Here is a 14020-nt window from a genome sequence, read left to right on the forward strand (position 1 = left end):
GTAACATGTGAAGAAATATTTACATCAAAGAAATAGGAGGAAGAAAAGAGATGAGAAGTACTAAGATTATCTGCACCATGGGACCGAATACAGATAAGAAAACGGTTATGAAATCTTTGGTGAAAAACGGAATGAATGTGGCAAGGTTTAATTTTTCCCATGGAGACCACGAAGAGCAGAGAGAGCGTATGAATCTTCTGAAAAATGTAAGAGAAGAGCTGGACCGTCCGGTAGCAATCCTCCTGGATACCAAAGGCCCGGAAATCCGCACGGGGCTTTTGGAAGGCGGGAAAAAGGTGACTCTTAAGGAAGGCAGTGAATTCATTCTCTATACAGAAGAAATGACCGGAAATGAAACCGGCTGCTGTGTAACTTATCCAGGCCTGGCTAAGGACGTAAAACCGGGAGACAGAATCCTTATTGACGACGGTCTGATTGAACTGAAGGTAAAACAGATCAAGAGCGGAAATATTGTCTGTCACGTGGAAAACGGCGGAGAGCTTGGAGAGCGGAAAGGTGTAAATGTGCCTAATGTAAAGGTAAAACTTCCTGCTGTTACGGAAAAGGATATTGACGATATTTTGTTCGGTATCCAGCAGGACATTGACTTTATTGCAGCCTCTTTTATCCGGAGCGCCAAAGGCGTTAAAGAAATCCGTAAAATTCTTAAGGAAAATCACGCAGAGCATATTTCTATCATTGCCAAAATTGAGAATGCGGAAGGTGTGGAAAATATTGATGAAATCATTGAAGCTTCTGACGGTATCATGGTAGCCAGGGGAGATTTGGGCGTAGAGATCCCGGCTCAGGAAGTACCTCACATCCAGAAGATGATCATAAAGAAATGCAATGAGCGTTATGTGCCGGTTATCACAGCTACACAGATGCTGGATTCTATGATCCGTAATCCACGTCCTACAAGAGCAGAAGTAGCAGATGTGGCAAATGCTATTTATGACGGTACAGATGCAGTTATGCTTTCCGGAGAGACTGCAGCAGGCAAATATCCCATTGAAGCTTTGAAGATGATGAATGAGATTGCTGAGAATACAGAGCAGTATGTGGACTATGAAAAATATATTCACCACAGGACCATGTATGAGCAGAGCAAAATTTCTTCCGCTATTGGTATTGCCTCTGTGCGTACTGCCAGAAATATCGGCGCCGCATGTATCGTGACTCCTACTATGTCCGGCAAGACGGCCAGACTGATTTCTAATTTCCGTCCTTCCATGCCAATCTATGCAGTAACTCCTAATGAGATGGTGCAGCATAAGATGCAGTTATACTGGGGAGTTATTCCGCTGAAAGGTTATATTAAAGATACTACAGAGAATATTATCGTAAATGCAATGGAGACCATTAAGAGAAAGCGCCTTGTAAAAAAAGGTCAGACAGTGGTCATCACTGCAGGAGACCCTGCCACCAATAATACTAAAGCAGAGGGAAGAGTCACCAATATGCTTCACGTTTTGGAAGTAGTTTAATAAGAGCCAAGAGCCGCTGTACAGTCTGAGAGAGTTGAATACTCCGGTACAGCGGTTTTTTTCGATTTGTCAGGGAGCAGTACGGGAAGAATGAGGCTGCAGGAAATGAAATGGAGAGTAAATATGAACAGAAGAGAGATACTGGGCGTTGTCTTTGATATGGACGGGCTGATGTTTGATTCAGAAAGAATTGTGCAGTACTCCTGGAATATTGCAGGAGAGAGGATGGGCTATGGACCTTTGGGAGATCATATCTATCATACGTTAGGACTTAACAGAAAGACCAGAGAGGAATACTTTAAGAATAAATATGGGAGAAATTTTCCCTTTGAGAGATTTCAGGAATTGTACAGAAGTGTCTTTCAGGAATATGTACGGGCCAATGGACTTCCTACAAAAAAGGGCCTCCATGAACTGCTGGATTTTCTGAGAAAAGAGCAGATTCCCATGGCAGTGGCCACCTCTTCCAGCCAGGAACACGCAGTCGGCAATCTGAAGAAAGAGGGAATCAGGGAATATTTTCAGACAGTGATCACCGGAAATATGGTTTCCAGGGCAAAGCCGGACCCGGAGATATACTTAAAAGCCTGCCAGGGCCTGAAGCTGTCTCCATCTAAAGTTCTGGCCCTGGAGGATTCTTACAATGGACTCCGCTCTGCCCATCAGGCAGGAATGATCACGGTAATGGTGCCGGATCTTTTAAAGGATTCCTCCTGTGTAGAAGATATTTTAGACGGAAAAATGGACTCTTTGCTGGAAGTTCGAGACTGGATTGCGTCAATGCGTTAAAAAGTTAATAAAGAATTGCAGGAATGACTTGAAAATCAAAGGATATTTCCGTATAATGAATTCTGGATTTTATCAGGCAGAGAAGCCTTTTGCTGAGATACAGATTAAATAGAAAAAGGAGAACAAACATGGAGAAGAAACCATTTGTGACAAAAGAACAGTTAGATGAAATTGTGAAAAAGTTTCCTACGCCCTTTCACCTATACGATGAAAAAGGCATAAGAGAAAATGCCAGGGCTATGAAGGAGGCTTTTTCCTGGAATAAAGGTTTTAAAGAATACTTTGCTGTAAAAGCAACGCCCAATCCTTTCCTGATTCAGATTCTTCGGGAGTATGGATTCGGATGTGACTGCTCCTCTTATACAGAATTGATGCTGTCTAAGGCCATAGGCTGCACAGGAGAAGACATTATGTTTTCTTCCAACGATACCCCGGCAGAAGAATTCCGGTACGCCTATGAGATGGGAGCGACGATCAATCTGGATGATATTACCCACATTCCTTTCCTGGAAGAAGCCATCGGAACTATTCCAAAGAGAATCAGCTGCCGTTTTAATCCAGGTGGAATCTTTGAGATCAGCAATGGCATCATGGACAATCCGGGAGATGCCAAGTACGGAATGACTCAGGAGCAGCTTTTTGAGGCTTTCCGTATCCTGAAAGCAAAGGGAGCAGAGGAGTTTGGCATCCATGCTTTCCTGGCCAGCAATACTGTGACCAACGAGTATTATCCTATGCTGGCAAAACAGCTCTTTGAACTGGCAGTAAAGCTTCAGAAAGAGACAGGAGCTAAGGTATGCTTTATCAACCTTTCCGGCGGTGTGGGAATTCCTTACCGTCCTGACCAGGAGCCAAATGACATCCGGGCTATTGGCGAAGGCGTCCGGAAAGTTTACGAGGAAGTTCTGGTTCCGGCAGGCATGGGAGACGTGGCTATCTATACAGAGCTGGGCCGTTTTATGATGGGACCTTACGGCTGCCTGGTAACAAAAGCAATCCATGAAAAACATATCTATAAAGAATATATCGGAGTAGACGCCTGTGCGGTAAACCTTATGCGTCCGGCTATGTACGGAGCTTACCATCATATCACAGTTATGGGCAAGGAAGACCAGCCCTGCGACCATAAATATGATATTACCGGTTCCCTCTGTGAAAACAATGATAAATTCGCAGTGGACAGAATGCTGCCGAAAATTGATATGGGAGACCTTCTGGTGATCCATGATACAGGGGCTCATGGCTTTGCTATGGGATATAACTACAATGGCAAATTAAAATCCGCAGAAATCCTGCTGAAAGAAGACGGAACTGCTCAGCTTATCAGAAGAGCGGAGACCCCAAAGGATTACTTTGCCACCTTTGACTGCTTTGATATCTATAAGGAACTGGACTGCAATAAGTAAGAAAAGAGACGAGGACAGTTCTATAGCTGAACTGTTAGGGATTACAGGAGAATTGCAGAAAACACTTGCAATTCTTCTGAATTTGTGATATTCTAACTATCGGTTCAGCAAAAGATGCCGGCGTGTCGGAATGGCAGACGAGGCAGACTCAAAATCTGTTGTGGGCAACCACGTGCGGGTTCAAGTCCCGCTGCCGGCAGTAATTCAGCTCTTTAGCCTTTGGCTAGAGAGCTTTTTTCTTGCACAAAATCCTAAACTACTGGACATTTAAATATTGTTGAACAGAAAAGAACAGTAATCATTCAAATTGCCAAAAAGTATTGGTGATAACTGTTGACAGAAGGATTTGAAAGGTATATATATTATTTAGAAATATTTCTAAATAGTTGCAATCAGGAATTATCTATACGAGGGAGTGGTAGATTGGGATTTGCAGAAACTTTTAAAGCATTATCAGATCCGGCAAGGAGACGGATTCTTGAAATGCTGAAAGACGGGTGTCTTTCGGCAGGGGATATTTCACGGCATTTTGATATGACTCAAGCAACCGTTTCCTATCATCTTAAGATTCTAAAGCAAGCAGATTTGATACGTGAAAAACGAGAAAAGAATTTTATATTCTATGAGCTGAATCTGACTGTTCTGGAAGAAATTATGGTATGGCTGTCAGATTTGAAAGGAGAAACTTGATATGAAAAAATATAGGAGAACGATTATTTTAACTACATTTCTTACGGGGCTGCCGATTTTGATCGGACTGATTTTATGGAGTAAACTTCCAGATTCCATTGCGACTCACTGGGGTGCAAATGGACAGGCAAATGGATGGTCCAGTAAAGCATCAACAGTATTTTTTTTGCCATGTATTTTGATAATCATACATCTTTTTTCAGTTTTTCTAACTTTGAACGATCCTAAAAAAACAAATATTCATAAAAAACCAATGACGTTGATATTCTGGATTGTTCCCGTTATCTCGATTTTAATGAATGGAATAACCTATTTGATTGCACTTGGAATAAAAGTAAATATTTCGGCTGCAGTTTCCATTTTGATGGGGACTTTATTTATTCTTCTTGGCAACTATTTGCCAAAGCTCCGACAAAATTATACAATCGGTATCAAATTACCTTGGACATTATGTAGTGAAGAAAATTGGTACCGGACACACCGATTAGGCGGAAAACTTTTTATTTTAGGCGGCATTTTAGTTGCCTTAGATGGTGTTGCAGGTATCTGGCTGGGCGATACGCTTATATTCACTACAATGATCGGCATCCTGCTTATCTGTGTTGCCATATCGGTAGGGTATTCTTTCTGGTTATTTAAAAAAGGAATATGATTCACATGTCCATACTGTTGTTGTATTCATCACTGATATGACCGAATGCAATGGGCAGGGGAAGAATATATCCTGGAGAATTTGATGGACGAAGTGAACTTAGAAAACTGTTTGGGAGAAAATTATGACCAGGAGGAGGTATACTGGATGGGATATGTGTACCGATACTGGCATTTTTATACTGGTGAAAGTAGCAGACAGATTTATTCTCAGGCTGACAGACCGTTGATGAGAAGCTGTTATCTGGGATTTCACACCTTAGACCCAGCGATGGCTGTTGAAGATTTAAAAGAGATATACAATCAAAAACAAGAAAGTAAGAATCGTTAGTTATACAAACAGCAAGGGAGCTGTTGCATTATTCAAAATCGAGAATATTTATACCGTTTATTCTTGATATATGAACTAATGCGACTGCTCCTTTTGCTTTTAAGAGAGAAAGATAGACTTTAAGTGGAAAATGGTAATCATAAGATAAGATTTTTAAATGGATTTAACTTTTTTACTTCCTATTTTCGTGTTACAATAAAAACAATGAACAGAAAGAAGGGACTTTATGAATTGGTACAGTAAAACAGGTCTTGTTCTGGAAGGAGGCGGCATGCGAGGGGCCTTTACTGCCGGCGTGCTGGATTTTTTTCTGGATAAGGACATTTTTTTTCATACCTGCATAGGCGTATCGGCGGGAGCCTGTCATGCCTGCAGTTATCTTTCCAAACAGAGAAGGAGAGGTTTTGAGACAAATACAGACTATTTAGATGATGAAAACTACTGTAGTTTTAAAAGCCTGGTGAAGACAGGAGACATGTTTGGCGTGGATATGTGCTACAGGAAAATTCCTGAGGAATTAAATCCTTATGACTATGAAGCCTATGACAAGAATCCTACAGACTTTTATGCGGTAGTTACTAACTGCCATACAGGAAAGGCAGAATATAAAAAGCTGGATGACATGCATAAAGGAATCCATTATGTCCGGGCATCCAGTTCACTTCCTCTTTTGTCCAGAACAGTCTGGATTAAAAATAAGCCTTATCTGGACGGAGGAGTCTCGGACTCCATACCGGTCAGAAAATCTCAGGAACTGGGGAATGAAAAGACAGTGGTTGTTCTTACAAGAGACCGAAGCTATAGAAAGGGGCCGAACAAGGCGATGCCTCTTATCCGGCTTCGATATCAGAAAGAATTTCCAAAACTTGTGGAACGAATGAAAGATCGGCATATCCGTTATAACGAAACACTGGATTACCTGTATCAGGAGGAAGAGAAGGGAAATGTATTTATTATCTGTCCTGAAAAGCCAGTAGAGATTGGAAGAGTGGAAAAGGACAGAGAAAAGCTGGAGGCTCTTTATCAGGAGGGATACCGTACAGCGGAGAAAGAATACGAGAAACTGCAAGAATTTCTCGGCAGTCCTGAAATGTCCGAGGAGGGAAACAGTTCCCCGGGCTGACCCAGAAAGAATGAAGAAACAGGAGGAGAAAAAAGTAATGGGAATTACAACATTTGCCGCTATTGATGTAGGTTCCTATAACGTATGTATGGACATATATGAAATGTCCCCCAGAATAGGAATCCGCCAGATAGATGAGGTGCGGCAGAGACTCGAATTGGGAAGAGACACCTATGGGAAAGGAAAGATTACTTTCGATACGGCTACACAGCTTTGTCATATTCTCAGGGACTTTTCTCATATTATGGAAGGCTATCAGGTAGAAAACTACAGAGCCTGCGCTACCAGCACTTTGCAGGAGGCGGAGAATGTCTGGATTGTTTTGGAGCAGGTATATCAGAAGACAGGGATCCGGGTAGAGATACTCAGTAATTCGGAACAGAGGTTTTTTGGGTATAAATCCGTGGCTGCAAAGGAAGAATCTTTTACAAAAATGATCCAGAAGGGCACGGCAATTATCGAAGTAGGCGGAGGAAATATGCAGATTTCTCTGTTTGATAAGGATGCTCTGCTTACAACCCAGCGTTTTATGCTGGGCAGTCTCCGTGTAAGAGAAATCCTATATCCCGCAGAAAAAGAAACTGTTCATTACGAAAAAATGGTAGAGGAGCTGGTACATAATCAGATTCTCGGATTTAAAAAGCTGCATCTGAAAGACCGGAAAATCGATAATATTATCCTTATGGGAGATTCTTTTCTGGATAAGCTTTTTGAGAATACCCAGAGCATGAAGGAAAACCGTACAGTAGGATATACGGCATTTATGGAGAAGTATCAGTGGGTAATAAGCCATTCTCCGGAAGAAGTTTCAGTATCTCTTGATGTTTCTTTAGAATATGCGGAAATCCTGATCCCTGCCATGATCATATACCGGGTATTTGTAGAAGAACTGGGAGCCCAGACCATGTGGCTGCCGGGAACCCAGCTGAATGATGGTATTTCTTACGATTATGCAGAGAAGCATAAATTTATTAAGAGCAAGCATAATTTTGAAAATGATATTATTGTTTCCGCTAAAAATATTGCAAAGAGGTATATGAGTGGGAAAAATCATACCCAATGCGTCCTGAAAAATGCACTGGCCATTTTCGATGGAATGAAAAAGATACATGGAATGGGCCCCAGAGAACGGCTGCTTCTTCAGATTGCGGCTATTCTCCATGACTGCGGCAACTTTATCAGTTCCAGTAACTCTTCCCAGTGCGCCTATGAGATCATCATGTCTACGGAGATCATCGGCCTTTCTCATGTAGAGAGAGAATTGATCGCCAATGTGGTCAGATTTATCAAACTGCCATTTGAATATTATAATGAGGCAGACTCTAAGGCAATGATCGACAGAAAGGACTATATGCAGGTAGCAAAACTGACAGCGATTATGCGGGTGGCAAATGTGCTGGACAGAAGCCATAAGCAGAAAATTGAAGAAATCACGGTTTCTGTAAAAGAGCAGGAATTGATTATGCGTGTGACTTCCAAAGCAGATCTGACTCTTGAGAAGGTGCTGCTTACAGAGGCGGCAGATTTCTTTGAAGAAATATTCAGCATCCGTCCGGTGCTGAAGAGAAAGAAACAGAAATAGGAGGCTGGGACAATGGATTTTAAAGCATATACAAAGCCGGAATATTACCGGAACAGAGAAATAAGCTGGCTGGGATTTAATGAGAGAGTACTTTCTGAGGCCAAAGATAAAAACATTCCTTTATTTGAAAGACTGAAATTTTTAAGTATTACGGCATCAAACCTGGACGAATTTTTCATGGTCCGGGTAGCATCTTTGAAAGATATGGTCCATGCAAAATATACCAAACCGGATATTGCCGGCATGACCCCAAAGGAGCAGCTGAAAGCTCTGGCGCCTGAGGTAAAAAGTCTGATCCAGGCGCAGTATAATACCTATAATCGATCTCTTATTCCTGCATTGAAAAAGGCGGGAGTGAAGGTAGTGGAAAAACATGAAGATTTCAGTGAAGAGCAGAAGGAATTTGTAGACCGCTATTTTGAGGAGGCTGTCTATCCGGTTCTTACGCCTATGGCTATGGACAGTGCCAGACCCTTTCCTCTGATACGGAATAAGACTTTGAATATTGGTGCGCTGATCGCCAAAAAAGGGAAGAAAGAAAAAGAAGAACTGGAGTTTGCTACGGTTCAGGTACCATCTGTTCTGCCAAGGATCATTGAGATACCGGGAGATAAAAAAGACAAAACTACGGTAGTTCTTCTTGAAGAGATTATAGAGAGAAATATCGGAAAGCTGTTTCTGAGTAATCCTGTGGTCTGTGCCTGCCCTTACAGAATTATCAGAAATGCGGACCTGACTATCGATGAAGACGAGGCTGCAGATCTCCTTACTGAGATTGAAAAACAGCTGAAGAAAAGACAGTGGGGAGAAGTAATCCGTCTGGATGTTGAAGAGAAGATGGATCCCAGACTGCTTAGAATCTTAAAGATAGAATTTGACATGAAGGAGGAGGATATCCATTATATTAATGGTCCTCTGGATCTGACATTCCTAATGAAGATGTATAAGCTGGAAGGATTTGATGATCTGAAAGTGGAGCCTTATGTACCGGCCCCTGTAAAAGAGATGATGACAGATGAGGATATTTTCACACAGATCCGCAGGCAGGATATTCTTCTCCACCATCCTTATATGAGTTTTGACCCGGTGGTAGATTTTGTACGTCAGGCTTCCAGAGATCCTGAAGTGCTGGCTATCAAACAAACGCTTTACCGTGTCAGCGGAAATTCTCCGATTATCGCAGCTCTTGCTCAGGCAGCGGAAAATGGAAAGCAGGTTACTGTTCTGGTGGAGCTGAAGGCCAGATTTGATGAGGAAAATAATATTGTCTGGGCCAAGAAACTGGAGAAAGCAGGATGCCATGTTATCTATGGACTGCTGGGCCTGAAGACCCACAGCAAGATTACTCTGGTAGTACGGAAGGAAGAAGAGGGAATCCGCAGATATGTTCACCTTGGAACAGGAAACTACAATGACTCTACTGCAAAGCAGTATACAGACTGTGGTATCCTGACATGTTCAGCAAAAATCGGCGAAGATGCCACAGCGGTATTTAATATGCTGTCTGGCTATTCAGAGCCAAAGAGCTGGAATAAACTGGTGGTAGCGCCTATCTGGATGAGAGACCGATTTCTTCATCTGATTGAAATGGAGCAGAGAAGAGCGCTGGAAGGAAAAGAGGCCAGGATTGTAGCGAAGATGAACTCTCTTTGTGACAGGGATATTATTGCAGCTTTATATGCAGCAAGTGCAGCAGGCGTTAAGATTGATTTGATCATCAGGGGAATCTGCTGTCTGAAAGTGGGAATACCGGGAGTCAGTGAGAATATTACAGTCCGCTCTATTGTTGGAAATTTTCTGGAACACAGCAGAATCTTTTATTTCTACAGCGACGGCAAGGAGCAGTTGTTTATGGGCAGTGCAGACTGGATGCCCAGAAATCTGGATAAACGTGTGGAAATCGTGTTCCCTGTAGAGGATCCCCGGTTGAAAGAAGAGATAAAACATATCCTTCACATCCAGCTTGCGGATAATGTGAAGGCCCATATCTTACAGCCTGACGGTACATATGAAAAGATTGACAAGAGAGGAAAACAGCTTGTGAATTCTCAGGAATATTTTTGTGAAGAGGCCCACAAAATAGCAGAAACAAAGACAGGTTCCGGCCATGACCGTATTTTTATACCGGCTGAGGCACCAGAAGAGGTATAAAGAAAAAGACGCTTTTTCTCAGGAGTCAGAATCCTTCAAAAGGGCTGACCAGAGAAGGAGCGTCTTCTTTTTATAGGTTATCCTACCGTCTTTGCGTATTGCGGCGGCGAAGATTTTCCAGAAGTTGATAAGGAATTTTCAGATTGCCTTTTCCTGTGCCAAGCTCAATCTGAGGTTTATTGCTGCCATGAAAATCGCTGCCGCCGGACAGAGCCAGCCCCTGCCTTTTTGCAATCTGGATTACCGTTTGTTCATCAGAATGGCGATAGGTGGAATAGTAGGCTTCGATGCCGTCCAGGCCAGCCTGTTTTAATTCCGCAGTCAGACTTTCCAGGCGGTCTTTGTCCAGGCGGCAGAGGATAGGATGGGCAAAGACTGCAATGCCCCCTCCTTCGTGGATAAGCTGAACGGCCTGGAAAGGTGTGACTTTTTCACGGGGGACGTAGCATTTGGAATGATCCCCAAGATAACGGTCAAATGCTTCGTTTATGGAACCTACGAATCCCCGGTCCAGCAGATATCTGGCGAAATGAGCCCTGGTCCATACACTGTCAGGAAAGGACTCTTCCATAGCTTCTCTGGTAATAGAAATGCCCTCTTTCCGGAGAAGATCCATGATTTTTTCGTTTCGAATTTCTCTGGAATCCTGAAAGCGGGAGAGAGTTTCCTGAAAATAATAATTTTTATAATCAATATCCAGTCCTACAATATGAACGTCCCTGCCCAGCCAGGTAGTAGACAGCTCAATGCCGGGAATGACTTCTACAGAAGTATCTTCAGCTGCCAAAAGCGCTTCCTCCAGCCCTGCGGTAGTATCATGGTCTGTCAGCGCAAAGGCCTTCAGCTTTTTTTCTTCAGCCAGGGCAACTACCTGTGAAGGAGTGAGAGTCCCATCTGAAGCAGAGGAATGAACATGCAGATCAATATATTTTTCCATAATAACCTCCCCGAAAAATGAAATATATGCAGGCTGCCAAAGTCTGACTCCTGCTTTTTTATAATGAAAAAAGGGAAATACTTTTTCAAGTATTTCCCGAAGAGCAGTTCGTACGGGAATCGAACCCGTGTTTCCGCCGTGAGAGGGCGGCGTCTTAACCGCTTGACCAACGAACCGTGCTTGATTATAATACATGATTCTCCATTAAAAGTCAACACATATTTTGAAAAAAATCGAAAAAAATTTTTTCTTGACAAAATCGAACATATGTTTGATAATATTGGAAATGCAGAAAGGGTTTGAAAATCAGGAAAAAATGAGATATGATACATAAGACCTGTCAAGAAAGACATAATGAAATTGCTGAAGTCTGTTTGGAGGAAAAGGATTTATGGAATGGGAATTTGAAATTTTAGACTTCCTGCAAAGTATACACTCACCTGTCCTGAACAGCCTCATGTCCTTTGTTACATTTTTGGGGGAGGCAGGCTGGTTCTGGATACTGCTGGGACTCCTGCTTTTTTTGATGAAGAAATACAGGGCTTCGGGAGCCGCTGTGCTGATCGCCCTGGTTTTTGATTTTGTCCTGGCAAATCGGATCCTTAAGCCTTTGGTGGCCAGACCCAGACCATGCTGGATTAATGATTCTGTGGAGATGCTTATAAGAGTGCCTGAGGATTTTTCTTTTCCTTCTGGGCATACCATGGCATCTTTTGCGGCAGCAGGGGCCTTGCTCTTTATGGGACATAGGTTTGGTATCTGGGCGGTTTTTCTGGCAGTGCTGATGGGGATATCCCGGTTATATTTTTATGTACATTTTCCTACAGATGTATTGGCAGGGGCAGGGTTAGGACTTGTCTGCGGCTTTCTGGCAGCTTTGCTTGTAAGAAAGATTCAAAGTTCACAGGCAGACAGGGATTATTTATAGGAAGGAAGGAATCTGGAAATGGCTAAGAAGAATACTTATGATGCCAGCAGTATTACTGTGCTGGAAGGCCTGGAAGCAGTGCGCAAGCGTCCGGGAATGTATATCGGAAGTGTTTCCCGCAAGGGTCTGAACCATTTAATATATGAAATCGTAGACAATGCAGTGGATGAGCATCTGGCCGGCTACTGCAGCAATATCCGTGTGACTCTGGAGCCAGACGGTTCGGCTACAGTGGAGGATAACGGAAGGGGAATCCCTGTAGGCATGCATGAAAAAGGAATGTCTGCAGAGCGGTTGGTGTTTACCACTCTTCATGCAGGCGGAAAATTTGACGGAGAGGTTTATAAGACCAGCGGAGGTCTCCATGGAGTAGGCTCTTCGGTGGTAAACGCCCTGTCCACATATCTGGATGTAAAGATCAGCCGGGATGGCTATGTCCATCATGACCGGTATGAGAGAGGAGTCCCTGTGATCCAGTTGGAAGACGGACTTCTCCCTAAATTAGGAAGAACAAAAAATACAGGGACTCTGGTAAATTTTCTGCCTGACCCGGAAATTTTTGAGAAGACCAGATTTGCAGCAGCAGAGGTTAAGAGCAGGCTCCATGAAACCGCCTATCTGAATCCGGAGCTGACGATTCTGTTTCAGGACAACCGGGGAGAGGAACCGGAGGAAATCGTTTATCACGAGCCTGAAGGGATCGTGGGATTTATCAGAGACTTGAATAAAAAAAGCCAGCCTATCCATGAACCGGTATATTTTAAAGGAGAGTGCGACGGGATTACTGTGGAGGCGGCTTTTCAATATGTCAATGAGTTCCGTGAGAATGTACTGGGATTCTGCAACAATATTTATAATGCAGAAGGAGGAACCCACCTTACGGGCTTTAAGACCACTTTTACTACAGTAATGAACAGTTACGCCAGAGAACTGGGTATCCTGAAGGAGAAGGATGCGAACTTTACAGGGGCGGATATCAGGAACGGAATGACTGCCGTAGTTTCCATTAAGCACCCGGCTCCCAGATTTGAAGGGCAGACTAAGACAAAGCTGGATAATCAGGATGCATCTAAGGCTACGGGAAAGGTTACCGGAGAGGAAATTGTTCTATACTTTGACAGGAATCTGGAAGTGCTGAAAAATATCCTGGCCTGTGCAGAAAAATCTGCAAAAATCCGGAAAACCGAAGAGAAGGCCAAGACAAACCTTCTTACAAAACAGAAATATTCTTTTGATTCCAATGGAAAGCTGGCAAACTGTGAGAAAAGGGATCCTGATGTCTGTGAAATCTTTATTGTGGAGGGAGATTCTGCAGGAGGCAGTGCCAAGACTGCCAGAGACAGGAGCTTCCAGGCAATCCTTCCTATCAGGGGAAAAATCCTGAACGTGGAAAAGGCAACTATTGATAAAGTGCTTGCCAATGCAGAAATTAAGACTATGATCAATGCGTTTGGCTGTGGATTCTCTGAAGGCTATGGAAATGATTTTGACATTACCAAACTCCGCTATGATAAGATCATCATTATGGCAGATGCGGATGTAGACGGTGCCCATATCTCTACACTTCTGCTGACCCTTTTTTATCGTTTTATGCCGGAGCTTATCTATGAAGGACATGTATATATTGCCATGCCGCCTTTGTATAAAGCCATGCCTTCTAAAGGAGAAGAGGAGTATCTTTATGACGACAAAGCCCTGGAGCGGTACAGAAAGACCCATAAAGGCCCTTTTACACTCCAGAGATACAAAGGTCTGGGAGAAATGGACGCCCAGCAGCTATGGGAAACTACTTTAAATCCTGTGACCCGCAGGCTGCGCCTGGTGGAAATTGAGGATGCCCGTATGGCTTCAGAGGTAACAGAAGTGCTTATGGGAACAGAGGTACCGCCCAGAAAGGCATTTATCTATGAACACGCTAGAGATGCAGAATTAGATGTTTAGGAGG

Annotated in this window: 12 protein-coding genes and 2 tRNA genes; 12 read left to right on the plus strand and 2 right to left on the minus strand. The window is 43.1% G+C overall.

Annotated features, from left to right (window positions below; all coding sequences use genetic code 11):
- Nucleotides 1-50 precede the first annotated feature (50 nt).
- The 10 genes from pyk to B5G00_RS01400 all read left to right on the plus strand — a co-directional run bounded on the left by pyk (nt 51) and on the right by B5G00_RS01400 (nt 10210).
- Nucleotides 51-1487 (plus strand): pyruvate kinase, encoded by a 1437-nt coding sequence (gene pyk / locus B5G00_RS01355; protein ID WP_087267325.1) that lies wholly within the window; start codon nt 51-53, stop codon nt 1485-1487.
- Nucleotides 1488-1610: 123 nt separating this feature from the next.
- Nucleotides 1611-2276, plus strand: coding sequence for an HAD family hydrolase (locus B5G00_RS01360; protein WP_087267663.1), 666 nt, complete (start codon nt 1611-1613; stop codon nt 2274-2276).
- Nucleotides 2277-2404: 128 nt separating this feature from the next.
- On the plus strand, nt 2405-3682 hold the full coding sequence (locus B5G00_RS01365) for a diaminopimelate decarboxylase family protein (RefSeq protein ID WP_087267331.1): 1278 nt from the start codon (nt 2405-2407) through the stop codon (nt 3680-3682).
- A 116-nt stretch (nt 3683-3798) separates the two neighbouring features.
- Nucleotides 3799-3881 (plus strand) — tRNA-Leu (locus B5G00_RS01370).
- 224 nt (nt 3882-4105) lie between these two features.
- Nucleotides 4106-4372: an autorepressor SdpR family transcription factor gene (locus tag B5G00_RS01375; protein ID WP_087267334.1), complete on the plus strand. Its 267-nt coding sequence runs from the start codon at nt 4106-4108 to the stop codon at nt 4370-4372.
- A 1-nt stretch (nt 4373) separates the two neighbouring features.
- Complete coding sequence (locus B5G00_RS01380) at nt 4374-5024, plus strand: SdpI family protein (protein ID WP_087267337.1); 651 nt, start codon at nt 4374-4376, stop codon at nt 5022-5024.
- 84 nt (nt 5025-5108) lie between these two features.
- Nucleotides 5109-5354, plus strand: coding sequence for a hypothetical protein (locus tag B5G00_RS01385; protein ID WP_087267340.1), 246 nt, complete (start codon nt 5109-5111; stop codon nt 5352-5354).
- Between the two features lie 226 nt (nt 5355-5580).
- A complete protein-coding gene (locus B5G00_RS01390; RefSeq protein WP_087267343.1) occupies nt 5581-6477 on the plus strand; it encodes a patatin-like phospholipase family protein in 897 nt (298 codons plus the stop codon).
- 37 nt (nt 6478-6514) lie between these two features.
- Nucleotides 6515-8059, plus strand: a complete 1545-nt coding sequence (locus B5G00_RS01395; RefSeq protein ID WP_087267666.1) for a Ppx/GppA phosphatase family protein — start codon at nt 6515-6517, stop codon at nt 8057-8059.
- A gap of 12 nt (nt 8060-8071) precedes the next feature.
- On the plus strand, nt 8072-10210 hold the full coding sequence (locus B5G00_RS01400) for an RNA degradosome polyphosphate kinase (protein ID WP_087267346.1): 2139 nt from the start codon (nt 8072-8074) through the stop codon (nt 10208-10210).
- Nucleotides 10211-10292: 82 nt separating this feature from the next.
- On the opposite strand, the gene B5G00_RS01405 is transcribed toward B5G00_RS01400, so the two are convergent.
- Together B5G00_RS01405 and B5G00_RS01410 are read right to left on the minus strand one after the other, a co-directional pair.
- Complete coding sequence (locus B5G00_RS01405; RefSeq protein WP_087267349.1) at nt 10293-11147, minus strand: PHP domain-containing protein; 855 nt, start codon at nt 11145-11147, stop codon at nt 10293-10295.
- A gap of 104 nt (nt 11148-11251) precedes the next feature.
- Nucleotides 11252-11323: transfer RNA gene (locus B5G00_RS01410), tRNA-Glu, on the minus strand.
- Between the two features lie 215 nt (nt 11324-11538).
- Here B5G00_RS01410 and B5G00_RS01415 point away from each other — a divergent pair.
- On the plus strand, nt 11539-12075 hold the full coding sequence (locus B5G00_RS01415) for a phosphatase PAP2 family protein (RefSeq protein WP_087267352.1): 537 nt from the start codon (nt 11539-11541) through the stop codon (nt 12073-12075).
- 18 nt (nt 12076-12093) lie between these two features.
- On the plus strand, nt 12094-14016 hold the full coding sequence (locus B5G00_RS01420) for a DNA gyrase/topoisomerase IV subunit B (RefSeq protein ID WP_087267357.1): 1923 nt from the start codon (nt 12094-12096) through the stop codon (nt 14014-14016).
- Nucleotides 14017-14020 lie beyond the last annotated feature (4 nt).

The organism is Blautia sp. An46, from assembly GCF_002161645.1.
In the GTDB taxonomy this organism is placed as follows: Bacteria; Bacillota; Clostridia; order Lachnospirales; family Lachnospiraceae; genus Blautia; species Blautia ornithocaccae.